The sequence below is a fragment of the Streptomyces sp. NPDC088785 genome (assembly GCF_044750685.1).
Classification (GTDB): Bacteria; Actinomycetota; Actinomycetes; order Streptomycetales; family Streptomycetaceae; genus Streptomyces.
This window is the reverse complement of the sequence record NZ_JBIVKH010000002.1, coordinates 27253-52709: the sequence shown is the minus strand read 5'-3', so window position 1 is coordinate 52709 and position 25457 is coordinate 27253. Positions and strand designations below refer to the sequence as shown.

21 protein-coding genes and 2 tRNA genes are annotated in these 25457 nt (G+C 70.5%); 5 read left to right on the top strand and 18 right to left on the bottom strand.

Annotated features, from left to right (window positions below):
• Positions 1-40 precede the first annotated feature (40 nt).
• The 9 genes from ACIP5K_RS05905 to ACIP5K_RS05865 form a co-directional block, all read right to left on the bottom strand.
• Positions 41-1555, bottom strand: coding sequence for a CHAD domain-containing protein (locus ACIP5K_RS05905; protein WP_401405385.1), 1515 nt, complete (start codon positions 1553-1555; stop codon positions 41-43).
• 69 nt (positions 1556-1624) lie between these two features.
• Positions 1625-2830 (bottom strand): rod shape-determining protein RodA, encoded by a 1206-nt coding sequence (rodA, locus tag ACIP5K_RS05900; RefSeq protein WP_401405383.1) that lies wholly within the window; start codon positions 2828-2830, stop codon positions 1625-1627.
• A gap of 6 nt (positions 2831-2836) precedes the next feature.
• Complete coding sequence (gene mrdA, locus ACIP5K_RS05895) at positions 2837-5017, bottom strand: penicillin-binding protein 2 (RefSeq protein ID WP_401405381.1); 2181 nt, start codon at positions 5015-5017, stop codon at positions 2837-2839.
• A gap of 99 nt (positions 5018-5116) precedes the next feature.
• Positions 5117-5791 (bottom strand): rod shape-determining protein MreD, encoded by a 675-nt coding sequence (mreD, locus tag ACIP5K_RS05890; protein ID WP_401405379.1) that lies wholly within the window; start codon positions 5789-5791, stop codon positions 5117-5119.
• A gap of 18 nt (positions 5792-5809) precedes the next feature.
• Positions 5810-6745, bottom strand: a complete 936-nt coding sequence (mreC, locus tag ACIP5K_RS05885; protein ID WP_401405377.1) for a rod shape-determining protein MreC — start codon at positions 6743-6745, stop codon at positions 5810-5812.
• Positions 6746-6955: 210 nt separating this feature from the next.
• Entirely contained in the window at positions 6956-7975 is a 1020-nt protein-coding gene (locus tag ACIP5K_RS05880; protein ID WP_018531437.1) for a rod shape-determining protein, read from the bottom strand.
• A gap of 346 nt (positions 7976-8321) precedes the next feature.
• Positions 8322-8735, bottom strand: a complete 414-nt coding sequence (ndk, locus tag ACIP5K_RS05875; RefSeq protein ID WP_401405375.1) for a nucleoside-diphosphate kinase — start codon at positions 8733-8735, stop codon at positions 8322-8324.
• Between the two features lie 599 nt (positions 8736-9334).
• Positions 9335-9679 carry a DUF4233 domain-containing protein gene (locus ACIP5K_RS05870; RefSeq protein WP_401405373.1) on the bottom strand — a complete coding sequence of 115 codons (345 nt, stop codon included), beginning with the start codon at positions 9677-9679 and terminating at the stop codon, positions 9335-9337.
• Between the two features lie 5 nt (positions 9680-9684).
• Complete coding sequence (locus tag ACIP5K_RS05865) at positions 9685-11220, bottom strand: bifunctional folylpolyglutamate synthase/dihydrofolate synthase (protein ID WP_401405371.1); 1536 nt, start codon at positions 11218-11220, stop codon at positions 9685-9687.
• A gap of 142 nt (positions 11221-11362) precedes the next feature.
• On the opposite strand from ACIP5K_RS05865, the gene ACIP5K_RS05860 reads away from it, so the two are divergent.
• A complete protein-coding gene (locus ACIP5K_RS05860; RefSeq protein ID WP_401405369.1) occupies positions 11363-12376 on the top strand; it encodes a rod shape-determining protein in 1014 nt (337 codons plus the stop codon).
• A 133-nt stretch (positions 12377-12509) separates the two neighbouring features.
• On the top strand, positions 12510-13061 hold the full coding sequence (locus ACIP5K_RS05855; RefSeq protein WP_401405367.1) for a hypothetical protein: 552 nt from the start codon (positions 12510-12512) through the stop codon (positions 13059-13061).
• A gap of 63 nt (positions 13062-13124) precedes the next feature.
• Here ACIP5K_RS05855 and ACIP5K_RS05850 read toward each other — a convergent pair whose 3' ends face one another.
• The gene (locus tag ACIP5K_RS05850; protein WP_401405365.1) at positions 13125-15755 is read right to left on the bottom strand and encodes a valine--tRNA ligase; all 2631 of its coding nucleotides are present in this window, start codon (positions 15753-15755) and stop codon (positions 13125-13127) included.
• 115 nt (positions 15756-15870) lie between these two features.
• On the opposite strand from ACIP5K_RS05850, the gene ACIP5K_RS05845 reads away from it, so the two are divergent.
• Positions 15871-16830, top strand: a complete 960-nt coding sequence (locus tag ACIP5K_RS05845) for a hypothetical protein (protein ID WP_401405364.1) — start codon at positions 15871-15873, stop codon at positions 16828-16830.
• 76 nt (positions 16831-16906) lie between these two features.
• Here ACIP5K_RS05845 and clpX read toward each other — a convergent pair whose 3' ends face one another.
• The 5 genes from clpX to ACIP5K_RS05820 form a co-directional block, all read right to left on the bottom strand.
• On the bottom strand, positions 16907-18193 hold the full coding sequence (clpX, locus tag ACIP5K_RS05840) for an ATP-dependent Clp protease ATP-binding subunit ClpX (RefSeq protein ID WP_401405362.1): 1287 nt from the start codon (positions 18191-18193) through the stop codon (positions 16907-16909).
• A 155-nt stretch (positions 18194-18348) separates the two neighbouring features.
• On the bottom strand, positions 18349-19008 hold the full coding sequence (locus tag ACIP5K_RS05835; protein WP_401405360.1) for an ATP-dependent Clp protease proteolytic subunit: 660 nt from the start codon (positions 19006-19008) through the stop codon (positions 18349-18351).
• A 59-nt stretch (positions 19009-19067) separates the two neighbouring features.
• Entirely contained in the window at positions 19068-19673 is a 606-nt protein-coding gene (locus ACIP5K_RS05830) for an ATP-dependent Clp protease proteolytic subunit (protein ID WP_111668324.1), read from the bottom strand.
• Between the two features lie 273 nt (positions 19674-19946).
• Positions 19947-21311: a trigger factor gene (gene tig / locus ACIP5K_RS05825; protein ID WP_401405359.1), complete on the bottom strand. Its 1365-nt coding sequence runs from the start codon at positions 21309-21311 to the stop codon at positions 19947-19949.
• Positions 21312-21460: 149 nt separating this feature from the next.
• Positions 21461-21537, bottom strand: a tRNA-Pro gene (locus ACIP5K_RS05820).
• Between the two features lie 205 nt (positions 21538-21742).
• Between ACIP5K_RS05820 and ACIP5K_RS05815 the strand changes: the two genes are divergently transcribed.
• Positions 21743-21813 (top strand) — tRNA-Gly (locus tag ACIP5K_RS05815).
• A gap of 106 nt (positions 21814-21919) precedes the next feature.
• On the opposite strand, the gene ACIP5K_RS05810 is transcribed toward ACIP5K_RS05815, so the two are convergent.
• A complete protein-coding gene (locus tag ACIP5K_RS05810) occupies positions 21920-22114 on the bottom strand; it encodes a hypothetical protein (protein WP_255971564.1) in 195 nt (64 codons plus the stop codon).
• Positions 22115-22783: 669 nt separating this feature from the next.
• Here ACIP5K_RS05810 and ACIP5K_RS05805 point away from each other — a divergent pair.
• A complete protein-coding gene (locus tag ACIP5K_RS05805) occupies positions 22784-23956 on the top strand; it encodes an acyltransferase family protein (protein ID WP_401405357.1) in 1173 nt (390 codons plus the stop codon).
• Positions 23957-24008: 52 nt separating this feature from the next.
• Here ACIP5K_RS05805 and ACIP5K_RS05800 read toward each other — a convergent pair whose 3' ends face one another.
• Both ACIP5K_RS05800 and ACIP5K_RS05795 read right to left on the bottom strand, forming a co-directional pair.
• On the bottom strand, positions 24009-24458 hold the full coding sequence (locus tag ACIP5K_RS05800) for an HD domain-containing protein (protein WP_401405355.1): 450 nt from the start codon (positions 24456-24458) through the stop codon (positions 24009-24011).
• 39 nt (positions 24459-24497) lie between these two features.
• Entirely contained in the window at positions 24498-25274 is a 777-nt protein-coding gene (locus ACIP5K_RS05795) for an ABC transporter ATP-binding protein (protein WP_401405353.1), read from the bottom strand.
• Positions 25275-25457 lie beyond the last annotated feature (183 nt).

The following is a 25457-nucleotide window of genomic DNA, read 5'->3' as shown; positions in this document are numbered from 1 at the left end:
ACCGTGGACCTTTGTGAGCTGGCAGGGGTGACCCTCAAGGCTAACCCGCCGGGAGGTCCGCTCCCGCCGCCCGCCCCCACACCCCGGGCAGCGCGCGCTCTCCCGCGGTGGCCGCCGCGTGCTCCTCGCCGTACAGGAGTCCCCAGGTGAAGGCGGACTCGCCGGCCGCGTGAGCCTGCACCGCGAGCTGCCGGAGGGTGTCCCGGGCGACGACGGAATCCTGGTGGTCGCCGAGCAGCGACTGCACCGCCTTCATCCTCTTGGCGAACCTGCCGGCCTTCTTGCCGAGCGCGGGGCGGGCGGTCTCACCGGCGTAGCGGGCGCGCTTGGCGGCCTTGCGGGCGTCGTGCAGGGCCAGGTCGCGCTCGGTGCCCGGCTCCAGGGACAGGGCGTGCGCGATGCGGGCGCCCAGGCGGTCGCGGTCCTTCAGCGCGGCCCGGGCGAGGACGTCGGGGGCGGCGCGGGAGGCACGGGGCAGCAGCGGCGGGTCGGCGAGCAGGGCGTCCAGGGCGTCGAGCAGGGCCAGGTACCGGGCGCTGTCGAGGACGCCGAGGGTGCGCTCGCGCGAGTCCCGGACGCCGTGCAGCGCCCAGATCTTCGTGCGGGCGCGGACCGGGCCGAGCAGCAGGGTGGCGGGGACGGCGTCGACGCGGCCGGTGATCCGCCCGGTCAGCACCTCGTGGTCGCGGTCGGTGCCCAGCTCTGCGCCGAGCCACTTCAGCTCCTCGGCGACCGGGGCGGTCACGGCGGGGTCGAGGACCTTCTTGTACGTCTTGAAGGCGCTGCGCGTCCGGCGGGCGGCGACCCGCATCTGGTGCACGGCGTCCGGCAGGTCGCGGCGGACGGCGGGGTCGTGGGCGAGGAGGGCGTCGCGCTGGGCGCGCAGCCGGGCCAGGACGTGGTCGCCCGCGGTGACCGGGCCGGCCGCGGGGGCGGTGGCCGGGCCGCCGGCGCCGGTCTCCGCCAGGGCGCGGGCCAGCTTCGAGGAGGCGGCGGAGCGGTCGACGCCGGCCTTGCGCAGCCGCTTCTCGACCCGGTCCAGGACGGCGGGGTCGGCGTCGTCGGCCAGTTCGACCTCGATCTCGGTCCAGGCGGTGGCGGCGGCGCCGTCGGCCCGTTCGGCGCGGACGGCGTCGACGCTCACCTCGGCGAGGGTGGTTCCGTCCGGGGCGGCCAGGAGGGTGACGTCGCGGGCGGAGCGCAGGCGGACGACGGGGACGAGGGCGGTGTCGCGCAGGTGGGCGCGGACGAGGCGGGTGAGTTCGGGCGGGACGGTGTCCTGGAGGGGAGCGCGGATCTCGTCGCGGGCGCCGTCCGTCTTCGCCACGGGCAGTTTGAGGTGCCAGCCGGCGTCGGCGCCGCCGGTCCTGCGGCGCAAGGTGATGCCGTGTGCGGCGAGGCGTTGATCGGGGGTGTCGTAGTACAGGGCGTCGAGTTCCACGACGCCCCGGGCGTCGGTGTCCGCGACGCCGGGCACCTTCCGCAGGTCGGGCAGCCGGAACTCGGGGCCGGGGGCGTCGTACTTCCGCTCGATCTCACGCTTCGTCTCCGCCATCCCCCGAATCTAGACGCCCCGCAGACCCCCCGAAAGAGCCCGGCCCGCCGAAGATCCGCCGGACAGGCCCTAGGCCGACATCGGGCGCTGCACCCTGATCGACTGCAACAGCCCGATCGCCACCCACACCGCGAACATCGAGGATCCCCCGTACGACACGAACGGCAGCGGCAGGCCGGCCACCGGCATGATGCCGAGCGTCATGCCGATGTTCTCGAACGCCTGGAAGGCGAACCAGGCGATGATCCCGGCGGCGACGACCGTCCCGTACAGCTCGGTCGTCTCCCGGGCGATGCGGCAGGCCCGCCACAGCACCACGCCGAGGAGCAGCAGGATCAGCCCGGCCCCGACGAAGCCCAGCTCCTCCCCCGCCACCGTGAACACGAAGTCGGTCTGCTGCTCGGGGACGAACTGCCCGGTGGTCTGGGAGCCGTGGAAGAGCCCGGAGCCGGTCAGCCCGCCCGAGCCGATCGCGATGCGCGCCTGGTTGGTGTTGTAGCCGACGCCGGCCGGGTCGAGCGCCGGGTTGGCGAAGGCGGCGAAGCGGGCGATCTGGTAGTCGTCGAGGACCCCGAGCTGCCACACGGCGACGGCGCCCGCCGCGCCGACGCCGATCAGGCCGAGCACCCAGCGGTTGGAGGCGCCGGAGGACAGCAGCACACCGAGCACGATCATCACCATGACCATGACGGACCCGAGGTCCGGCATCAGCATGACGACCATCATCGGGACGGCGGCGAGGCCGAGGGCCTGGAGCACCGTGCGGTGGTCCGGGTGCTCGCGGTCGCCCGCGTCCACCCGCGCGGCGAGCAGCATCGCCATCCCCAGGATGATCGTGATCTTCACGAACTCCGAGGGCTGGAGGGAGAAGCCGCCGCCGACGATGATCCACGCGTGCGCGCCGTTGACGGTCGCGCCGAGCGGGGTGAGGACGAGCAGCACCAGGAAGACCGAGATGCCGTAGAGGATCGGCACGGCGGTGCGCAGCGTGCGGTGGCCGAGCCAGATCGTGCCGATCATCAGCCCGATGCCGATGCCCATGTTGAGCAGGTGGCGGAAGAGGAAGTAGTACGGGTCGCCCTGGTTCAGCTCGGTCCTGTTGCGGGTCGCCGAGTAGACGAGCGCGGAGCCGATCAGCGAGAGCGTGATCGCGGACAGCAGTATCGGCCAGTCGAGCCGCCGCACCACCGAGTCGCGGGCCATGAGCCGGGACAGGGTGGAGCGCTGCTGCGGGCCGTACCCGGAGACGGAGAAACCGTTGGTGTGACCTGCCATGGTCGGTCAGTCCCTCCTGCTGTACGTCGGGGCGGGCAGTCCGGCCGCCAGCTCCTGCTGCGCCGGTGCCTGCTGCTTGCCCGGGTCGTACGTGTCGATCGTCGGGGCGTCGATCGAGCCGTCCTTCTGGATCTTCGGCAGGGCCTTCTCCGGCGCGGGCAGCAGGGCCTTCTTCAGGTTCTGCTGACCCTTGTCGTCGAGGCCGTACATCGCGTCGTAGATCTTGCGTACGGCCGGGCCCGAGGCGCCCGAGCCCGTACCGCCCTGGGAGATCGTCATCACGATCGAGTAGTCCTTGGTGTAGGACGCGAACCAGGACGTCGTCTGCTTGCCGTAGACCTCGGCCGTGCCGGTCTTGGCGTGCATCGGGATCTTGTTCTGGGGCCAGCCGCCGAAGCGCCAGGCCGCCGTGCCGCGGGTCGCCACTCCCGCCAGTGCTTCGTCTATCTCGTCGCGGGTCCTGCCCTTGAACGGCAGTTTGGCGTTGACCTTGGGCTGGATCGCGTGGACCTGCTTGCCGTCGGCGCTGACGATGGCCTTGCCGACCTCGGGCTCGTGCAGGGTGCCGCCGTTGGAGATCGCGGCGTAGATCGACGCCATCTGGATCGGGGTGACGAGGGTGTCGCCCTGGCCGATGGAGTAGTTGACGGAGTCACCGGCGCGCATGAGGTTGCCTTCGAGGCAGTTCTCGTAGTTGAGGCGCTGGACGTAGTCGCCGCTCTTCTTGCCGGACTTGCACCAGGAGTCCTTGTTGGCCTTCCAGAACCGCTGCTTCCACTGGCGGTCGGGGACCCGGCCGGTGACCTCGTTGGGCAGGTCGATGCCGGTCTCCTTGCCGAGGCCGAACTGGTGGGCGGTCTTGTAGAACCAGTCCTGGGTGTCCTTGTCGCCCTTGAGGCCGCCGTCCTTCTTCCACTCGTTGTGGGCGATGCCGTAGAAGACGGTGTCGCAGGAGACCTCCAGGGCGCGGCCCAGGGAGATGGGCCCGTAGTTCTCCGACTCGAAGTTCTTGAAGACCTGGTTGCCGATCGAGTACGAGCTGGTGCACGGGTAGTGCCCGTTGAACGGGTAGCCCGCGTTGACCGCCGCCGTGGTCGAGATGACCTTGAAGATGGAGCCGGGGGCCGCCTGGCCCTGGATGGCCCGGTTCAGCAGCGGGTAGTTGGAGGTCTTGCCGGTGAGGTGGGCGTAGTCCTTGCCGGAGATGCCGCCGACCCAGGCGTTCGGGTCGTAGCTCGGGTTGGACGCCATGGCGACGACGCGGCCGGTCTTGGCCTCCATCACGACGACGGCGCCGGAGTCGGCCTTGTAGTTGGTGCCGGTGTTCTTGTCGAACTCCTTGCGGGCGGCCTTCATGGCCTCGTTCAACTCGTACTCGGCGACGCGCTGGACCCGGGCGTCTATCGAGGTGACGACGTTCGCCCCGGGCTCGGCCTTGTCGCTGTCGGCGCGGCCGATGACGCGGCCGAGGTTGTCGACCTCGTAGCGGGTGACGCCGGCCTTGCCGCGCAGGTCCTTGTCGTACGTGCGTTCAAGTCCGGAGCGGCCGACCTGGTCGGAGCGGAGGTACGGCGAGTCGCTGTCCTTCGCCTGCTCGATCTCGGCGTCGGTGACCGGCGAGAGGTAGCCGAGCACCTGCGCGGTGTTGGCCTTGCCGGGTGCGGCGTAGCGGCGCACGGCGGTGGGCTCGGCGGTGATGCCGGGGAAGTCCTCGCTGCGCTCGCGGATCTGGAGCGCCTGCTTCGGCGTGGCCTCGTCGGTGATCGGGATGGGCTGGTAGGGCGAGCCGTTCCAGCAGGGCTGGGGCGTCTTGGCGTCGCACAGCCGGACCTTCTCCTCGACGTCCTTGGGCGCCATGCCGAGGACGTCGGCGAGCTTGGCGAGGACGGATCTGCCGTCGTCCTTCATCCGCATCAGGTCGGTGCGGGAGGCGGAGACGACGAGGCGGGTCTCGTTGTCGGCGAGGGCCACGCCCCGCGAGTCCAGGATGGAGCCGCGCACGGCGGGCGTGACGACCTGCTGGACGTGGTTGCCGGACGCCTCCTTGGCGTACTCGTCGCCGTTGCGCACCTGGAGGTACCAGAGCCGGCCGCCGAGCGTGAACAGGAGGGACAGGACGAGGATCTGGAGGACGACGAGACGGATCTGGACGCGCGGGGTCCGGCCGGTCTCCGGGATGTTGGTCATGGTGGCCGTGCTCCCCCTAGTACGTCTGCGAGTACGAGTAGTACGTGTACACGCCCGACCTGTGCGCGGCCGGGCCGGCCGCCGCGGCCGACTGTGCGCTCACAGGCGCTTGACCCCCTTGATGCGGCCGGCGCGGGCGGCGCGCGCCTTCACGGACTTCATGCGCAGGCCGCCGCGCTGGTTGCCGATGCGCAGGCCGGTGCCGGACGAGAGCCAGCCGGAGGAGACGTCGGAGACCTTGCCGGAGCCGCCGCCGCTGTCGGCCAGCGGATCGTGCTCGGACCGTCTGGCGAGCGCCATCACGCCGGGGACGACGAACGGCGCGAGCAGCAGGTCGTAGAGCGCGGCGGTGAACAGCAGGCTGCCCAGGCCGACGTGGCGGGCGGCGGTGTCGCCGACGAGGGCGCCCACGCCCGCGTACAGGAGGGTGGTGCCGACGGCGCCGCCGACCACCACGACCATCGGGCCGAAGGCCGAGCGCAGCTGGCCGGTCTCCGGCTTGGCGAGGCCCGCGAGGTAGCCGATGACGCACAGGACCAGGGCGTAGCGCCCGGCGGCGTGGTCGGCGGGCGGGGCCAGGTCGGCGAGCAGGCCGGCGCCGAAGCCGATGAAGGCGCCGCCGACGTGCCCGTAGACCAGCGCGAGTCCGAGGACGGTGAGCAGCAGCAGGTCGGGCACGGCGCCCGGGAGCTGGAGCCGGGCCAGGACGCAGACCTGGACGACGAGGGCGACGACGACGAGGGTCGTGGAGAGGAGGATCCGGTTGAAGCGCATGGTGGTCAGCTCCTCCTGTTACTGCTGGGCGCCGGCGGCGGGCGCGGACGGTGTGACGGTGACGGTCACGGTCGGCGCGGGCCTGGGCTTCGCGGGCTTGGACGGCAGGACCTCGTCGCGCGGGTCGCTGCGCGGCGGCTGGACGACGACGCCCACGATGTCGAGCTTGGTGAAGCCGACGTACGGCTCGACGTAGATGGTGCGGGTCAGGTCGCCGCCGGACGGGTCGACGCGGACGACCCTGCCGACGGGCACGCCGGGCACGAACGGCTTGTCGGCCTCCGAGCCGAAGGTGACGAGCCGGTCGCCCTTCTTCACCTTGGCCTTGCCGTTGAGGAGCTGGACGCGCAGCGGCCGGTCGCCCTGGCCGGTGGCGAAGCCGAGCTCGTCGGTCTTCTCCATGCGGGTGCCGACGGTGAAGTCCGGGTCGTTGGCCAGCAGGATCGTGGAGGTGCCGGGTCCGACGGTGGTGACGCGGCCGACGAGTCCGTCGCCGTTCAGCACGGTCATGTCGCGCTTGATGCCGTCCTGGGCGCCGGCGTCGATGGTCACCGTCCAGGAGAAGCCCTGCGCGGACCCTATGGCGATGATCTGGGCGCCCTTGATGCCGTACTGGCCCGCGCCGGCCGTCTTTAGCATGGTGTCGAGCTGGCGGATCTTGCTGCGGTTGCGGTCGTCGCTGCCGAGCTTCGACTTCAGCGCCGCGTTCTCGCGCTCCAGTCGGCTGATCCGGTCGTGCCGTCGGTCGGAGTCGCGGACCGCGCTTATGGCGTTGCCGATCGGATCGACCGCGCCGGCGACACCGCTCTCCACGGGCCCGAAGACCTTGGCGGCCCCCTGCCGGGCGCCGTCGACCGGCGAGTCCTCTCCGCCGCGGATGTCCACCGTGATCAGTGCGAACGCGACGGCGATCAGCAGTACCAGGAGCAGCCGGCTCTCTCGTGTGTCCCTCACGTACGGCGGCCGTGCCTTCCTCAATCAGAAATCGGGTGGGGCGGTGTCACGATGTCCGGGGATATGGGTTTGTCGGATGGATGGGGGGAAGCCGGACGGATGTAACCGATGTCCGGGAATTCGTGCGCCTTGTCTCTATATCAACGATCCGCCGTACGAAGTGGCAGGCACTCGTACGGCGGACCCACCCTTTCAGGTGTCAGCATCCGCTCATCTGCGCGGGGAGGCGTCGAGCACCTGCTGGAGCGCCTCGAACTCCTCGACGCACTTTCCGGAGCCGAGCGCCACGCTGTCCAGCGGGTCCTCGGCGATGTGGATGGGCATGCCCGTCTCGCGGCGCAGCCGCTCGTCGAGGCCGCGCAGCAGGGCGCCGCCCCCGGTGAGAACGATGCCGCGGTCCATGACGTCACCCGACAGCTCGGGCGGGCACTTGTCGAGGGTGGTCTTGACCGCGTCGACGATCGCGTTGACCGGCTCCTCGATGGCCTTACGGACCTCCGCCGCCGAGATGACGACGGTCTTGGGCAGGCCGGACACCAGGTCGCGGCCGCGGATCTCGGTGTGCTCGTCGGAGTCCAGGTCGTACGCGGAGCCGATCGTGATCTTGATCTGTTCGGCGGTCCGCTCACCGAGGAGCAGCGAGTACTCCTTCTTGATGTGCTGGATGATCGCGTTGTCCAGCTCGTCGCCCGCGACGCGGATCGACTGTGCCGTGACGATTCCGCCGAGCGAGATGACCGCGACCTCGGTGGTGCCGCCGCCGATGTCCACCACCATGTTCCCCGTGGCCTCGTGGACCGGGAGGCCGGAGCCGATGGCCGCCGCCATGGGCTCCTCGATGATGTGCACCTGGCGGGCACCGGCCTGCGAGGAGGCCTCGATGACCGCGCGGCGCTCGACGCCGGTGATGCCGGACGGCACGCAGACGACGACGCGGGGGCGGGCGAGGTAGCGACGCTTGTGGATCTTCAGGATGAAGTAGCGGAGCATGCGCTCGGTGATCTCGAAGTCGGCGATCACGCCGTCCTTCAGCGGGCGCACGGCGACGATGTTGCCAGGGGTGCGCCCGATCATCTTCTTGGCTTCGGCGCCGACCGCGAGGATGCCACCGGTGTTGGTGTTGATCGCGACCACGGAAGGTTCGTTGAGCACGATCCCGCGACCCCTGACGTACACCAGCGTGTTGGCGGTCCCGAGGTCGACAGCCATGTCACGGCCGATGAACGACATTGAGTTCCCCATCAGGATTCGTCTGGCCTTCCCAAGTGGAGCGTTTGATTGCTTGTCAGGTAGGCGAGAGGTGGACGCGGTGTGGCGTGGAGGCTCCATCGTAGTCTCGCCTGCACGATCACGGCGCGAGGGTCTTCGCCAATTGTCAGCAGATGAATCCCCGCCCCGCTAATGGAGACGTGCCGACGGAGGGTTGCGTTCCCCCAATCGGGGCGCATATGCCAAAGAACGGCCCGAATTCTCAGGCCGTTCCAGGTCGGTGGCGCTCCGTGACTGACGAATCGTCAGAATCAGCGGAATCGTCAGAAAGAGGAATACGGCTCGTCCCAGTGGGCGAGACGCGGCGTCAGACCAGGTTCGGGAAGAAGATCTTCAGCTCGCGCTCGGCCGACTCCTCGGAGTCCGACGCGTGGATCAGGTTCTCGCGGACGATGACGCCGAAGTCGCCGCGGATGGAGCCCGGGGCCGCCGCGATCGGGTCGGTCGGGCCGGCCAGCTGGCGGACGCCCTCGATGACGCGCTCGCCCTCCACGACCAGCGCGACGACCGGGCCCGACGACATGAATGCCACCAGCGGCTCGTAGAAGGGCTTGCCCCGGTGCTCGCCGTAGTGCTGCTCCAGCGTCTCCTGGCCGAGTTCGCGCAGTTCGAGCGCGCCGATCGTCCAGCCGGCCTTGCGCTCGATACGGCCGATGATCTCGCCGATCAGGCCACGGCGGACCGCGTCGGGCTTGAGCAGGACGAGCGTGCGCTGGGTCATTTCGGGTGGGCTCCTTGTGCGGCCTGGATGTGCGGTGGGCCCGAGATTACAGGGGCTCGACACCCCTCGGGCACCGGGGTCCCACGCCCCAGAACGACCTCACCGGACCCGCCACCGTCACGGCCGGGCGCGCAGTTCCCCGCGCCCCTGGGTGATTCTTCGGGTGCGCCGCCGTGGTGGCTGGTCGCGCAGTTCCCCGCGCCCCTGAGGTGATCTCCTACGCGCGCCACCGTGGCGGCTGAGCGCGCAGTTCCCCGCGCCCCTAGGCGGCCTTGCCAGGCGCGCCACCGTCGTGGCTTGGCGCGCAGTTCCCCGCGCCCCTGAGGTGATCTCCTACGCGCGCCACCGTGGCGGCTGAGCGCGCAGTTCCCCGCGCCCCCGGGATGCGCACTGCGTGCGCCATCCCAGCAGGGAGGCGCGCCACCGGCCCGCCCTGCCTGGGAGTCCTCCCTGAGGAGATGCGCGCAGCGCATGCCTCAGGGGCGCGGGGAACTGCGCGAGACGCGGCCACCGGGCCGCGGACGAAGAACCACCCAGGGGCGCGGGGAACTGCGCGACCAGCCACCACGGTGGCGCGCGTCGAAGACCACCCCGGGATGTCAGGCCGTGGGGGATTCCTGCTGGGACCAGCGGGCCTTCGCTTCGTCGATCTTGCGCCCGAAGTGCACCGAGGCCCACCACAGCGCCGCGAAACAGGCCCCCAGGAAGAACATCACCGGCACCCAGAACCCGCTGACGATCAGCGCGATCTGAAGGGCCCAGCCCAGCTGGACGCCACCGGGACGAGTGACCATGCCGCACAGCAGCACCGAGAACAGCATGGCGACGCCACAGACGGTCCACACCACCGCGTTCGACAGGTCCTGGTCCTTCATCGCCACCAGCCCCGCGAAGCCGATGACGAAGAACTCGCCGATCAGCGTCGACGCACACAACGTACGCACAGCGCTCAGTCCTTCCCAAGCAGCAGCAGCCGGGCTTCCCCGACCGTGATCACGGACCCGGTGACGAGCACCCCGCCACCCGCGTACTCGCCCTCTTCCTCGGCCAGCGTGATCGCGGCCTCCAGCGCGTCGTCGAGCCGCGGCTCGACCTGCACCCGCTCGTCGCCGAAGACCTCGACCGCGACGGCCGCCAGCTCATCGGCGTCCATGGCCCGGTGACTGGAGTTCTGCGTGACGACGATCTCCGCGAAGATCGGCTCGAAGGCTTCGAGCAGCCCCCGTACGTTCTTGTCGGCGCTGGCGCCCACGACACCGATCAGCCGGCTGAAGTCGAAGACCTCGCTGACGGCCTCGGCGGTGACCCGCGCGCCCGCCGGATTGTGCGCGGCGTCCAGCACGACGGTCGGCGAGCGGCGCACCACTTCCAGCCGGCCCGGCGAGGTGACGGACGCGAACGCCGTGCGGATGGTGTCGATGTCGAGCGGGCGCGCGTGCTCCGAACCGATCCCGAAGAACGCCTCGACGGCGGCGAGCGCCACCGCCGCGTTGTGCGCCTGGTGGGCGCCGTGCAGCGGGAGGAAGACCTCCTCGTACTCGCCGCCGAGGCCGCGCAGGGTCACCAGCTGGCCGCCGACGGCGATCTGCCGGTCCACCACGCCGAACTCCAGGCCCTCGCGGGCGACCGTGGCGTCCCTCTCCACGGCCTTCTTCAGGATCACCTGCGCCGCGTCCACCGGCTGCTGCGCCATGATCACGGTGGCGTCCTGCTTGATGATCCCGGACTTCTCCCCCGCGATCTCGCCCGGCGTGGAGCCCAGACGGTCGGTGTGGTCGAGGTCGATGGGGGTGATCACCGCGACGGAGCCGTCGATGACATTCGTCGCGTCCCAGCTGCCGCCCATGCCGACCTCGACGACCGCCACGTCGACGGGCGCGTCCGCGAAGGCCGCGTAGGCCATTGCGGTCAGCACCTCGAAGAAGGACAGCCGGTACTCCTGCTGGGAGTCGACCATCTCGACGTACGGCTTGATGTCCTCATACGTCTCGATGAAGCGCTCGTGCCCGATCGGCGCGCCGTCCAGGCTGATCCGCTCGGTGATCGACTGCACGTGCGGCGAGGTGTAGCGGCCGGTGCGCAGGTCGAAGGCGGCCAGCAGGGCCTCGACCATGCGGGCCGTCGACGTCTTGCCGTTGGTCCCCGTGATGTGGATCGACGGATACGCCTTCTGCGGCTCGCCCAGCACGTCCATCAGCGCCGCGATGCGGGCCACCGACGGCTCCAGCTTGGTCTCGCCCCACCGGGTGGCCAGGTCCGCCTCGACCGCCCGCAGCGCCTTCTCCACCTCCGGGTCCTGCGGCCGGGCCGGGATGCCGTCGCCCTGCGGGGGGCCGCCCTGCGTGCGCAGGGTGCGGCTGCCCGCCTCGATCACCGCGAGGTCGGGGTCACGGTCGGTCTCGGCGCCCACGATCTCCTCGAAGGCGTCCGGGCTGTCGCTGGGGACGGGGTCGTCGCCGCTGTCGCGCGGGGGGAGGTCACTCACGTACGCCAGTCTACGGAGGTCGCCGACAAGTGCGGACAGCGGTGCACAAGCCGCCCGCCGGGACGGGTCGGGACCTTCGGCCTGTCCGAATCGGGACGTTGGTCCCGCCGCGCGCGCGTGCCACCCGGCAGACTTGGCGATCATGGACATAGGTATCGATCTCGGCACCGCCAACACCCTTCTCTACGTACGCGGTCAGGGGATCGTGCTGAACGAACCGTCGGTGGTCGCCGTCAAGCAGGGCGGCAAGCACGGTTCCGTGCTCGCCGTGGGGACCGAGGCGAAGGAGACCATCGGGCGCACCCCGGGCACCATCACCGCCATCCGGCCGCTGCGCGACGGCGTGATCAGCGACTACGAGGCGGCCGAGCAGATGATCCGGCACTTCGTGCGCAAGGTCGCTCCGGGCCGCCGGCCCCGCACCCGGATGGTCGTGTGCGTGCCCAGCGGGGTCACGCCGGTCGAGCGGCGGGCCATCGTGCACGCCGCACAGAGCTCGGGGGCGCGGGCCGTGCACCTGATCGAGGAGCCGATGGCGGCCGCGATCGGGGCCGGGCTGCCGGTGGCCGAGCCGCGCGGGTCGATGGTGGTCGACATCGGCGGCGGGACCACCGAGGTCGCCGTCATCTCGCTCGGCGGTGTCGTCACGGCGCGGTCGCTGCGGGTGGGCGGTGACCGGCTCGACGAGGCCATCACCGCGCACGTCCGCAAGGAGCACGGGCTGCTGATCGGGGAGCGCACCGCCGAGGACGTCAAGGTCGCGATCGGCTCGGCGTGGCCCGTGCCCGGGGAGGAGGCGTTCGAGATGCGGGCGTTCACCGTGCGCGGGCGGGAGAAGGTGGCCGGGCTGCCCAAGACCGTGGAGCTGACGGTGCGGGAGGTGCGGGCGGCGCTGGACGAGCCCGTGGAAGCGGTGATCTCCGCCGTGAAGGCCACCCTGGAGGAGTGCCCGCCGGAGCTGTCCGGGGACGTCATGGAACACGGGATCGTGCTGACCGGCGGGGGTGCGCTGCTGCCCGGGCTCGACCTGCGCATCGCGTCCGGCACGGGCATTCCGGTGTTCGTCGCCGAGGAGCCGTTGGACAGTGTCGTCCTGGGGTGCGGGAAGTGCGTGGAGGACTTCGACGGGCTGGAGCGGATGCTGGGGGCCGCCTGACGGCGCCGCCGGGCCGCGGACGGCGTACCGGCCCGCGGCCGTCCGGGTGGGAGGCACCGCCATCTGTCGTAATGCGCACCCCTGTTCGGCGCGGTGAGCGCCCCGTACGGGCGACAAGGGGTCCAATCGGACCATGTGGTACGCACATCAGCCGAGTCGGCGCGCTCGGCAGATCATCGGTGACGGGGCGGCCCTGCTGTGGGTCGCGGGGTGGTCCGCGGCGGCGGTGCTGGCGCATCGGTTCCTCGGGCACGCGACCCGGCCGGCCCCCGCCGGGGCCCGGCTCGGGCTGCCCGGACCGCTGCACGGCGTCGCGCGGGCCGGGGACCGGATCGTGAGCGCGGCGCCCGACGGCGCGGGGCCGCTGCGGGTGCTGGTGCTGCTGGCCGCCGTCGCGGTGTTCGTGGTGCCGGTCGGGCTGCTCTGCGCGCTGTGGCTGCCGCGCCGGATCCGCTGGGTGCGGCGGGCCGCCGCCGCCCGGGACCTCGCCGACAGCGAGGACGGACGGGAGCTGCTGGCCCTGCGGGCGCTGCTGCGGCCGCTCGACGAGGTGGGCCGCACCGCCGACGCGCTGCCCGGGACCACGCCGGGCAGTCTCGCCGAGGGCTGGCGCGAGGGCGACCCGGCCACCCTGGACGCCCTGGCGGAGGCGGAACTGATCCGGCTCGGACTGCGCACCGCGTGACACCGCACGGCCGAGGCCCCGGAACCGATCGGTTCCGGGGCCTCGGTCACGTACGGATACGTGTCACGCCTGCGGCAGCCGCTCCAGCTGGGCCTGGATGCGGGCGATGTCCTCGTCCGCCTTGGCCAGCCGGGCCCGGATGCCGTCGACGACCTTCTCCGGGGCCTTGCCGAGGAACTTCTCGTTCCCGAGCTTGCCCTCGGCCTGCGCCTTGTCCTTCTCGGCCGCCGCGAGGTCCTTGGCGAGGCGCTTGCGCTCCGCCGCCACGTCGATCGCGCCGGACAGGTCGAGCGCGACCTCGGCCCCGGCGACCGGCAGGGTCGCCGTCGCCTGGAACTCCTCGCCCGCCGGCTGGAGCTTGAGCAGCTGGCGGATGGCCGCCTCGTGCGGGGCGAGCGCCGTGCCGTCCAGGGCGAGGCGGGCCGGGACGCGCTGGCCGGCCTTCAGGCCCTGGTCGCCCTTGAAGCGGCGGACCTCCGTGACGACCCGCTGGACCGTCTCGATCTCCTTCTCGGCCGCCTCGTCGCGGAAGCCGCTGTCCTTCGGCCAGTCGGCGATGACGACGGACTCGCGGCCGGTCAGCGTCGTCCACAGCGTCTCGGTGACGAACGGGACGATCGGGTGCAGCAGGCGCAGCGTGACGTCCAGGACCTCGCCGAGGACCCGGCCCGACACCTCGGCCGGCGCGCCGCCCGCCATGAACGTCGTCTTCGACAGCTCGACGTACCAGTCGAAGACCTCGTCCCACGCGTAGTGGTAGAGCGCGTCGGAGAGCTTGGCGAACTGGTAGTCGTCGTAGAACGCGTCGACCTCGGCCACCGTCTTGTTCAGCCGGGACAGGATCCAGCGGTCGGTGGCCGTCATCGCGGACGGCTCCGGCAGCGGGCCCTCGATCGTCGCGCCGTTCATCAGCGCGAAGCGCGTCGCGTTCCAGATCTTGTTGGCGAAGTTGCGGGACGCCTGGACCCAGTCCTCGCCGATCGGGACGTCCGTGCCCGGGTTCGCACCGCGCGCCAGCGTGAAGCGGAGCGCGTCCGAGCCGTATTTGTCCATCCAGTCCAGCGGGTCCACCACGTTGCCGAAGGACTTCGACATCTTCTTGCCGTTCTCGTCGCGGACGAGACCGGTCAGGGCGACCGTCTTGAACGGGACCTCGCCGTCCATCGCGTAGAGACCGAACATCATCATCCGGACGACCCAGAAGAAGATGATGTCGTGGCCGGTGAGCAGCACGTCGGTGGAGTAGAACTTCTCCAGGTCCGGCGTCCGCTCGGGCCAGCCCAGCGTGGAGAACGGCCACAGGCCGGACGAGAACCAGGTGTCGAGGACGTCCTCGTCCTGCTTCCAGCCCTCGGCCTCGGTGCCGGGCGGCTGCTCGTCGGGGCCGACGCAGACGACCTCGCCGTTCGGCCCGTACCAGACCGGGATGCGGTGGCCCCACCACAGCTGGCGCGAGATGCACCAGTCGTTGAGGTTGTCGACCCAGTCGAAGTACCGCTTCTCCATCTCCTTGGGGTGGAGCGTGACCCGGCCGTCGCGGACCGCGTCACCGGCGGCCGCGGCCAGCGTCTCGACCTTGACCCACCACTGCAACGACAGGCGCGGCTCGATGGTGGTGCGGCAGCGCGAGCAGTGGCCGACGGAGTGGACGTACGGGCGCTTCTCGGCGACCACGCGGCCCTGCTGGCGCAGCGCGTCGACGATCGCGGAGCGCGCCTCGAACCGGTCCAGGCCCTGGAACGGGCCGGGGACCGTGATGACCCCGCGCTCGTCCATGATCGTCATGGTGTCGAGCCGGTGCCGCTGGCCGATCGCGAAGTCGTTCGGGTCGTGGGCGGGCGTCACCTTCACGGCGCCGGTGCCGAACTCCGGGTCGACGTGGGTGTCGGCGACGACCGGGATCGTGCGGTTCGTCAGCGGCAGCTTGATGCGCTTGCCGATGAGGTGCGCGTACCGCTCGTCGTCCGGGTGGACGGCGACCGCGGTGTCGCCCAGCATCGTCTCGACCCGGGTGGTCGCGACCACGAGGGTCTCGTCGCCCTCGCCGTACTTCAGCGAGACCAGCTCGCCGTCGTCGTCCTGGTAGTCCACCTCGATGTCCGAGATGGCGGTCAGGCAGCGCGGGCACCAGTTGATGATGCGCTCGGCGCGGTAGATCAGCTCGTCGTCGTAGAGCCGCTTGAAGATGGTCTGGACGGCGCTGGACAGGCCCTCGTCCATCGTGAAGCGCTCGCGCGACCAGTCGACCCCGTCGCCCAGGCGGCGCATCTGGCCGAGGATCCGGCCGCCGTACTGCTCCTTCCACTCCCACGTCTTCGCGACGAAGGCCTCGCGGCCGATGTCGTGCCGCGACTTGCCCTCCTCGGCGAGCTGCTGCTCCACCTTGTTCTGCGTCGCGATACCGGCGTGGTCCATGCCCGGCAGCCAGAGCGCCTCGAAGCCCTGCATGCGCTTGCGGCGGGTCAGGGCGTCCATGAGCGTGTGCTGGAAGGCGTGGCCCAGGTGCAGCGAGCCCGTGACGTTCGGCGGCGGGATGACGATCGTGTACGGCGGCTTCTCACTCTTGGCGTCCGCCGTGAAATAGCCCCGGTCTACCCAGCGCTCGTACAGCGTCTCCTCTACCTCGGCCGGCGCGTACTGGGTCGGCAGTTCGGTGGTGGGCGCTGAGTGCTGCTGCTGAGAGTTCTCGGTCACGCAGCCAGTTTAGGGGGGTCACAGTCCCGTACTGAAACCATATCCGGCGGCCCGATCCGCACAGCCGTACGCCAGGATGTGAGGAGCACATAAGCATCGGGAGGGAACCCATCCAATGAGCTACAACCAGCCGGGCCCCTACGGAGGCCAGCAGCCGCAGCAGCCGGGGCCGTACGGCCAGCAGCCCCAGCAGCCCGGCCCGTACGGCCAGCAGCCGCAGGCCCCCCAGCCCGGCTACGGGTACCCCCAGCAGGCGCCCCCCGGTGTCCCGCCGCAGCAGCCGGGCCCGTACGGCCAGCCGCAGCAGCCGCAGCAGCCGCAGGCCGGGTACGGCTACCCGCAGCAGCAGGCCCCGTACGGCCAGGACCAGTACGGCCAGGGCCCGTACCCGCCGCCTCCCCCGGCGGGCGGTGGCGGCAAGAAGGTCGGCCTCATCATCGGCGCGGTCGCCGTGGTCGCGGCGATCGGCGTGGGTGCCTACTTCGTGCTCGGCGGGAGCGACGGCGGCAGCGCGAGCGTCTCCGACGACGGCGCCCACAAGCTGACGGCGCCCGCGACGGTCCTCTCCGAGTACCAGAAGGACGCGGCCTCCGGCGACGGCTTCAGCGCGTCGGACATGCGGGACGCCGAGAAGGACGGCCTGAAGAACGGCAAGCCCGTCGGCGGCTCGTACAAGGCCGGCGGCACCTCCGACCCGCTGGCCGGCAAGATGCTCCAGTTCCAGGGCGCCTACGGCGAGGTCGAGGACCCGGGCAAGCTCGTCACCGGCATGTTCGACAAGGCCTCGCTCGGCAGCGCCGGCGACGACAAGGCGACGCTGGTCGGCGATCCCAGCGACTACAGCACCGACGGCTACGTCATGAAGTGCCAGGAGCTGAAGATGGACGGCTCGGCGGCCGGCTCCACGAGCGGCAAGGCCGTGCACATGCCGGTCTGCATCTGGGCCGACAACAGCACCGTCGCCATGGTCCTCCCGATGACGATCTCGGACATGATGTCCGGCAAGGCCGCGGACCTGAAGTCCGCGGCGGATCTCGCGGTGAAGCTCCGCAAGGAGGTCCGCGTCCCCGCGTGACCCGCGCCGCGGTACGCGAGAAGGGCCCCGACCGGAGATCCGGTCGGGGCCCTTCACCGTGTCGGACGCCGTGCGGCTAGGCCGACTTCTGCTCACCGCTGTCGTTGCCGCGGGCGTCCCGCGGGATCAGCGTCGGGTTCACGTTCGAGTGGACGGCCTCCGCGGTGATGACGACCCGGGCGACGTCCTTGCGGGACGGGACCTCGTACATCACCGACTGGAGGACCTCCTCCATGATGGCCCGCAGACCCCGGGCGCCGGTGCGCCGCAGGATCGCCTGGTCGGCGATGGCCTCCAGCGCCTCGCGCTCGAAGTCCAGCTCCACGCCGTCGAGTTCGAACAGGCGCTGGTACTGCTTCACCAGTGCGTTGCGCGGCTCGACGAGGATCTGGAGGAGGGCTTCCCGGTCCAGGTTGTGGACCGAGGTGATGACGGGCAGCCGGCCGATGAACTCGGGAATCATCCCGAACTTCACCAGGTCCTCCGGCATGACCTCCTGGAACTGGTCCTTCTCCTCCAGCTCGCGCTTGGAGTGGATCGTCGCGCCGAAGCCGATGCCCTTGGCGCCGGCCCGCGACTCGATGATCTTCTCCAGGCCGGCGAACGCGCCGCCCACGATGAACAGCACGTTCGTCGTGTCGATCTGGATGAACTCCTGGTGCGGGTGCTTGCGACCGCCCTGCGGCGGGACCGAGGCCGTGGTGCCTTCGAGGATCTTCAGCAGCGCCTGCTGGACGCCCTCGCCGGACACATCGCGGGTGATCGACGGGTTCTCGGACTTGCGAGCCACCTTGTCGATCTCGTCGATGTAGATGATGCCCGTCTCGGCCTTCTTGACGTCGTAGTCGGCGGCCTGGATGAGCTTCAGCAGGATGTTCTCCACGTCCTCGCCGACATAGCCCGCCTCGGTGAGCGCCGTGGCGTCCGCGATCGCGAACGGCACGTTGAGCATCCGGGCCAGCGTCTGTGCGAGGAGCGTCTTGCCGGAGCCGGTCGGGCCGAGCAGCAGGATGTTGGACTTCGCCAGTTCGATGGCGTCGTCCCGGCTGCTGCCCCCGCCGTTCTCCCCGGCCTGGACGCGCTTGTAGTGGTTGTACACCGCCACGGAGAGCGCCTTCTTGGCGGCCTCCTGGCCCACGACGTAACCCTCGAGGAACTCGTAGATCTCGCGCGGCTTGGGAAGTTCCTCCCAGCGCACTTCACTCGTCTCCGCGAGCTCTTCCTCGATGATCTCGTTGCAGAGGTCGATGCACTCGTCGCAGATGTATACACCGGGGCCTGCGATGAGCTTTTTGACCTGCTTCTGGCTCTTTCCGCAGAACGAGCACTTGAGCAGATCGCCGCCGTCACCGATGCGTGCCACGAGGTGCTTCCCCTTCGCCTGGGAGACGCCACGTTCAGCGACTCCTGGTGCCTGTATCCGACGGTACCTTGCCGGGCCCCCCGTTCGGGCCCCCCTTGGCACGGTTCACTTTGACGTGAACCGTGCCGGGGAATGGCAGACGATACAGCGCGCGGTTACGCGATCGCCTCGTTGTTCATCTTGCGGGTGGAGATGATCTGGTCCACCAGGCCGTACGCGAGGGCGTCCTCGGCCGTGAGGATCTTGTCGCGCTCGATGTCGTCGCGGATCTTCTCGATCGGCGTCGTCGAGTGCTTGGCCAGCATGTCTTCCAGCTGCGTACGCATCCGGAGGATCTCGTTGGCCGCGATCTCCAGGTCGGAGAGCTGCTCGCGGCCGGTGCCGCCGGAGGGCTGGTGGATCAGGACGCGCGCGTTCGGCAGGGCCATGCGCTTGCCCGGGGTGCCGGCGGCGAGCAGGACGGCGGCCGCGGAGGACGCCTGGCCCATGCAGACCGTCTGGATGTCCGGCTTCACGAACTGCATCGTGTCGTAGATGGCCGTGAGGGCCGTGAACGAGCCGCCGGGGCTGTTGATGTAGATGGAGATGTCGCGGTCCGGGTCCATCGACTCCAGGCACAGCAGCTGCGCCATCACGTCGTTGGCCGAGGCGTCGTCGATCTGGACGCCGAGGAAGATCACGCGCTCCTCGAACAGCTTCGCGTACGGGTCGTACTCACGCACGCCCTGCGAGGTGCGCTCGACGAAGCGCGGGATCACGTAGCGGTTGTCGACCTGCGGGCCCGTGTAGAGGCCGCTGCCGGGGGTGTTGTTCATGATGGCGGTGTTCCGTCCTGGTGGGAGGGAGGCAGTGGGGCTGGGATCGGGGCCCGGGCTCAGGCGCCCGTGCCGCCGCCGCCCGGAACACCCGTAGCGGCAGTGATGATCTCGTCGATGAGGCCGTAGTCCTTGGCCTCCTCCGCGGTGTACCAGCGGTCGCGGTCACCGTCGCGGATGATCGTCTCGATGGTCTGGCCGGAGTGCTCGGCGGTGATGCGCGCCATGCGCTGCTTCGTCCGCAGCAGGTACTCGGCCTGGATCTTGACGTCCGAGGCGGTACCGCCGATGCCCGCGGAACCCTGGTGCATCAGGATGTCGGTGTTCGGCAGGGCGAAGCGCTTGCCCGCCGTGCCGCCCGTGAGCAGGAACTGGCCCATCGAGGCCGCCATGCCCATACCGATCGTGACCACGTCGTTCGGGATGTACTGCATGGTGTCGTAGATCGCCATGCCGGCCGTCACCGAGCCGCCGGGGCTGTTGATGTAGAGGTAGATGTCCTTGTCCGGGTCGGCGGCAAGGAGCAGCATCTGCGCGGTGATCTTGTTGGCGATTTCGTCGTCGACCTGCTGGCCGAGGAAGACGATCCGCTCGCCGAGCAGCCGGTTGTAGACATGGTCGCCGAGGCCACCACCGATGGACGGCTCGCCTGCGGCGGAAGGCATCTGAATCGTCACGTATCCACCTGCTCGTCTCTGACGGCCACGCGCCGTCTCGCGTCTCTAGCTGGGGGCGGGGCCCTTGCTCAGGGACTCCCCTGCCCTCCTCTTCATGGACCCTAACGCGCGGGTCCCTCCGGGGAATCCCGCGAAGGGAACTGTTCGCTGTGAGCGCAGGTTGCCCCCGGCCCGGGGCCGGGCCGGACGCGCCCCCGGAGAGGCGCGACAGGCCCCCGGGACGCGGTGTCCCGGGGGCCTGTCGGAGTGGCGCTACGGAGATCAGGCCTCCGTGGACTCCTCGGCCTGCTCCTCGGTGGCGGCGGCCTCGTCCTCGTCGTCCTCGAGGTCGACGATCTCGCCGTTGGTGTCCTTGACGGTGGCGGCCTCGACGACCACGGCAAGGGCCTTGCCGCGGGCGACCTCGCCGACCAGCATCGGGACCTGGCCGCCCTCGACGACCGCCTGGGCGAACTGGTCGGGGGACATGCCGGAGGAGGCGGCGCGGCGCATGAGGTGCTCGGTGAGCTCCTCCTGGCTGACGTTCAGCTTCTCCTTGTTGACGAGCTCGTCGAGGACGAACTGCGTCTTGATGCCCTTGACGGCCTGCTCGCGCGTCTCGGCGTCGAACTCCTCGACCGTCTTGCCCTGGATCTCGAGGTACTTCTCGATGTCCAGGCCCATCTGGCCGAGCTGGTGGTGCTCCAGGTTGTGCTTGCGGGTGTTGACCTCGTCCTCGAGCAGCTTCTCGGGGACGGGGACCTCGACCAGCTCCAGCAGCTTCTCCAGGACGCGCTCCTGGGCCTGCGTCGCCTGGTCGTACTGCTTCATGTTCTCGAGGCGCTTGCGGCTGTCGGCCTTCAGCTCGTCGAGGGTGTCGAACTCGGAGGCGAGCTGGGCGAAGTCGTCGTCCAGGGCCGGGAGTTCACGGGCGGCGACCTGGGTGACCTTGACGGTGACCTCGGCCTCCTTGCCCTCGGCGGAGCCGCCCTTGAGCTCGGAGGTGAAGGTGGCCTCGCCACCGGCCTCCAGGCCCGTCACGGCGTCGTCGATGCCGTCGAGGAGCTCGCCCGAGCCGATGGTGTAGGAGACGCCGGACGCGACGCCGTCCTCCAGGACCTCGCCCTCGACCTTGGCCTCCAGGTCGATGGTCACGACGTCGCCGTCCGCGGCGGCGCGCTCCACCGGGGAGGTCGAGGCGAAGCGGTCGCGCAGCTGCTCGACCGACTTGTCGACGTCCTCGTCGGTGACCTCGACCACGTCGACCTCGACCTCGATGCCGGAGTAGTCCGGGATCTCGATGGCCGGGCGGACGTCGACCTCGGCGGTGAAGTTCAGCGTCTCGCCGTCCTTCAGCTCCGTGATGTCGACCTCGGGCTGCCCGAGGACGTTCAGCTCGGCCTCGTTGACCGCCTCGGTGTAGAACTTCGGGAGGGCGTCGTTGACGGCCTCCTCCAGCACCGCACCGCGGCCGAAGCGCTGGTCGATGACGCGGGCCGGGATCTTGCCCTTGCGGAAGCCCTTCACCGTGACCTGCTGATTGATCTTCTTGTACGCCGCGTCGAGGCTGTCCTTGAGCTCCTCGAAGGGCACCTCAATGCTGAGCCGAACCCGGGTCGGGTTCAGGGTCTCGACGGCGCTCTTCACGGTTGGGTCTCCTTGGGGCTGACTTTAGGGATCTGCCCGGCTTAGAGACACACGGGCATGCAGCTTGCATAGTAACGGCACGCCGGAGTCCAGCCACAATGCGATCTTGAAGGAGCCCGCGCGGCGGGCCGGAGGCTGGGTGAAGTAGCTGGTCGGGGTGGCGGGATTTGAACCCACGGCCTTCCGCTCCCAAAGCGGACGCGCTACCAAGCTGCGCCACACCCCGTTCGGTGCGACACGTAGGGTACATGCCCGCAGGCCGTGCGGCGCCCGTGCGCGGGGGCGCGACTTCGGGGTGCGGCGTCGGGGGTGCGGCGTCGGGGGTGCGGCGTCGGGGGGCGCGGTCACCGCGCAGGGGGTGTGCGAGCGGGGCCCGTGACCCGCTACGATGCCTTTCGTGCCGCCGCCGGTCGATCCGGGGGGTGCACTGTGCGGGCGTAGCTCAATGGTAGAGCCCTAGTCTTCCAAACTAGCTACGCGGGTTCGATTCCCGTCGCCCGCTCTGTACGACGCAGGGCCAGGTCAGAGGATTCTTTCTTTCTCTGTTCTGGCCCTGTTCGCGTTCGACGGCGCTTCCGGGCCGGGGCGCTCGGTCCCCGGCCCCGGCCTCAGAAATTGATCGCGCTGATGCTGTCCGCGACCGAGTTGAGGAAGTTGTTGATCGCGGGAGCCATTCCGGTCGACGCCAGGAAGAAGCCGAAGAGCACCGCGACTATGGCGGGTCCCGCCTTGATCGATCCACCGCGCATGAGCACCACGAGGACGATCGCCAACAACAGCACCACTGACAGCGAAATGGCCACACTGATCACACCCTAGGTCGGTCCGCTCTCCCGGCCCGGGGGGCACAGCCCCGCACACCCCCCGCCAGAACCATCGTGCCACCAACCAGGCCCGCGCATGCGGTCCGTGACGCAACGTCGGCCACGCGCGTGTGGGGGCGCGCACGCCGCGCGGACCCCCGGCGCGGGTGCGGCGCACGTCGCGGCGGGGGCGACGGGGGTCGCCGGGGGCGCCGGCGGGGGGCGGAATTCGGCTTGATCGTTTCCCTCCGGGCACGTGCCGCCCACACATGCCCCCCGCATGTCGTTCCCGGTTCTCCCGCAGTTTCCCCTTGCCGTACGCACAGGTGAATCCAGGGAATTCGGCGGCTCATTCCCGCCCGCCGCGACGGAATGCGGAAGGGGGCACCAGCGGGCATTACGGCATAGTCCACCGAGGGCGATATGCGCTGTTTAAGTCGGATTAAAAGGGTGATGACGGACAGATCGGCACGAGTTCGGCGACGTACGGACCCATGTCGACTTCCGCGAATCCGGGGGTACCAGGAGGCGATAAGGAGGAATCACCTTGCGGGTTTCACGAAATCCCACGGGCGCTACTAAGGTGCCTCAGATGTTCCACACTGCCATGACCCCACCCGGCGCAGTGCGGTCCCGGACGGTCTCCCCATGTCTTCTGTGGGAGGGCCTGTGACCAGCTCGCTGTATCCGCACGGCTCGCATCGCACGCCCCTCCCCCCGGCCGCGGTGCCCGCGGACGGCGTGCCGTCCCCACAGACCCGGCGTCCCCCCGCCGCGACGTCCTCACCCGCGCCGGCCGGCGCCCCCCGGCCGAAGCAGCGGGACGCGTTCTTCGACAACGCCAAGTATCTCGCCATCGTGTTCGTGGCGATGGGGCACGCCTGGGAGCCCCTGACCGACCGCAGCCGCGCCGCCGAGGCGCTCTACATGGTCGTCTACACCTTCCACATGCCGGCGTTCATCGTCATCTCCGGTTACTTCTCGCGGTCCTTCGACGCGAGCCCGCACCGGCTCAAGCGGCTCATCACCGGGGTCGCGGTCCCGTACGTGCTCTTCGAGGTCGCGTACACCTTCTTCAAGCGGACCGCCGGGGGCGACCCCGACTATCCGATCAGCCTGCTCGACCCCTGGTACCTGACGTGGTTCCTGGTCGCGCTGTTCGTGTGGCGGCTGACCACGCCGATCTGGAAGATCGTGCGGTGGCCGCTGCCGCTGGCCGTCGTCATCGCCGCGCTGGCGTCCATCTCCCCGGAGGTCGGCGACGACCTCGATCTCCAGCGGGTGCTCCAGTTCCTGCCGTTCTTCGTCCTCGGGCTGTGCCTGAAGCCCGAGCACTTCCAGCTGGTGCGGCGGCGCGAGGTGCGGATCCTCGCCGTGCCGGTGGCGCTGTGCGCGCTGGCGCTGGCGTACTGGGCCGGGCCGCGGATGACGTCCGCCTGGTTCTACCACCGCGACAGCGCGCAGGAGTTGGGGGCGCCGTGGTGGGCCGGCATCGTGATGACGCTCGTGCTGTTCGGCGCGTCGGTCGTGCTCACCGCGTGCTTCTACGCCTGGGTGCCGGGGCGCCGGATGTGGTTCACGGTGCTCGGGGCCGGGACCTTGTACGGGTACCTGCTGCACGGGTTCCTGGCCAAGGGGTCGCGGTTCTGGGGCTGGTTCGACGCCTCCTGGGTGCACACCCCGTGGGGCGAGGTCGTCGTCACCGTCGCCGCCGCGTCCGTCATCACCGTGCTCTGCACGCCGCCGGTGCAGCGGCTGTTCCGGTTCGCGATGGAGCCGAAGATGGAGTGGGCGTTCCGGCGGGACGCCGCCGAGGTGGCCCGGCGGCGGCACCGGGCCTAACGCCGGCGCCGCCGGTCGGCCCGTCGGTCGGCCCGTCGGTCGGACCCGTCGGTCACGTCGGGTCGGGTGTCAGGCCCAGGAGGGCGCGCATCGTCGCGTACTTCCGGGTCAGGCGGGTGCGGGTCGGTCCGTCCAGGGCAGCGAGCCGGGCCGGGTCCGCGTTGTGGGCCAGGTCCGCCTCCTTGATCAGGCGGGCGCCCGGAGTGGCGAGGATGCGGAGCGCGTAGGCCTCCGGGTCCTCGCCCTGCTGTTTGGTCAGGGCGCGGATCAGGGCCTTGGTGTGGTCCGTGAGCGGGGCCGCCGTCAGCCATCGCGCGGAGAGGGCCGCGTCCTCGATGGCGTCGTGCAGCCAGGCCACCGCGATCTGTTCCTCCGTGCCGCCCCGCGCGGCGACCCCGTCGGCCACCGCCCGCAGGTGCTCGGTGTAGGGGCGGCCGGCCTTGTCGGTCTGGGCGGCGTGGGCCTCGCGGGCCAGGGCTTCCACTTCGGTCAGGGTGAGCATGGGGCGAGGGTAGGGGGCGGGTGCGGCTCCCGTCGTGGCTCAGGCGGGCGTCAGGGTGGTCATGCGGGCGGCGATGGCGGCCGCGGGGGCGCCGTCGAGGTGGTCCACGAGCGAGCCGTCGGCCAGGAACAGGACGCGGTCCGCGTGGGCGGCGGCCACCGGGTCGTGGGTGACCATCACGACGGTCGAGCCCGTCCGGCCGACCGCGTCGCGCAGGAGCGCCAGGATCTCGCGGGCCGTCGTGGTGTCGAGGGCGCCGGTCGGTTCGTCGGCGAAGACCACGTCGGGGCGGGTGACGAGGGCGCGGGCGACGGCGACGCGCTGCTGCTGGCCGCCGGAGAGTTCGCCGGGGCGGCGCCGGCCCAGGCCGTCGAGGCCGACCCGGGCGAGGACGTCGGCGGCGTGGTGCCGTTGCGGGCGCCGGCCTGCCAGGCGCATCGGGAGCAGCACGTTCTGCTCGACGGTCAGCGAGGGCAGCAGGTTGAACGCCTGGAAGACGAAGCCGAGGCGGGTGCGGCGCAGTTCGGTGAGCCGGTTCTCGTCCAGGCCGGTGAGGGGCGTGCCGCCGAGGGCGACGGTGCCCTCGGTGGGCCGGTCCAGGCCCGCGGCGCATTGCAGGAACGTCGACTTGCCGGAGCCCGAGGGGCCCATCACGGCGGTGAACGTGCCCGCGGGCAGGGCGAGTTCGATGCCGCGCAGGGCGTGCACGGCGGACGCTCCACGCCCGTACCGCCGGTGTACGCCGCGCAGTTCGACGGCCCATCGGCCCCCGCGCGCCGCCTCGTCATGACGCTGGCGCTCCGTGCGCAGGCCCATGGTCGCCCTCTCTTCCGTGCCGGTTCTCCGATGCCTCGAACGTACGGATCCCAGGGCGCCGTCAGCCATGAGGGCCTCCGGTGGACCGGGGGTGGGGAGAACCCCACCGGGGGACCTTCGGCCCGCCCCCCGAGTCCTTTGGTAAGCTAACTATTGACGCTTTCTTGACGATCCCTTTACCGA